This window comes from Aureimonas ureilytica (genome assembly GCF_001475935.1).
GTDB lineage: Bacteria > Pseudomonadota > Alphaproteobacteria > Rhizobiales > Rhizobiaceae > Aureimonas > Aureimonas ureilytica_A.
On sequence record NZ_LDQA01000142.1, the window covers coordinates 1 to 583 of the forward strand.

At 59.3% G+C, this 583-nt stretch carries 1 protein-coding gene; it reads left to right on the forward strand.

The window, feature by feature from the left end; translation table 11 throughout:
• Positions 1-133 precede the first annotated feature (133 nt).
• Positions 134-499, forward strand: coding sequence for a hypothetical protein (locus NS365_RS23095; RefSeq protein WP_058602619.1), 366 nt, complete (start codon positions 134-136; stop codon positions 497-499).
• Positions 500-583 lie beyond the last annotated feature (84 nt).

Sequence of the window (583 nt, forward strand, 5' to 3'; positions counted from 1 at the left end):
GCACAGGCGGAGATACACGACATCAAGCCCGGCACCGTGCCGGGCTTTTTCATTTCCAACTCACGCTCGCGTGCCACCGGAGGCAACTCTCCCTGCCTTTCAGGCGTTCTGCGAAGACAACGGGAGTATGACCATGAGTGACATCAGGCGTTTCGACCGCAGCGTTACGGGTTTCAACACGGAGGTCGGGGCCGACGATGATCGGCCGGGTATCTCCCAACCTGTGACGCAGGACGACATCGACGACATCTTGAACAATCCTGCCATGACATTGGAGGAAAAGCAGGCTCATCTCGCGGCCCTAGCTGGGGAAATTGACACGCGATCCGACATCGATCGCGGCAGCGAATTCGAGCCGCTGGAAATGCAGATTCGTGACGCGATCGCTATGTTGGCCGATGGTGGTCACGCCTATGGCGAACCGGAATCCGTCGGCATGGATCCCGACAGCCGCAGTGATGCGCGCGCGCCGGATGATTTTTCGACCGAGCTTCGCTGAGAGAGGCATCAAGCGGCAGGGCAGTGAGGCCCTGCCGCTTCAAGTTATGGCAGCTTGCTATCCTCAGGCACGAGGACTTTCAGC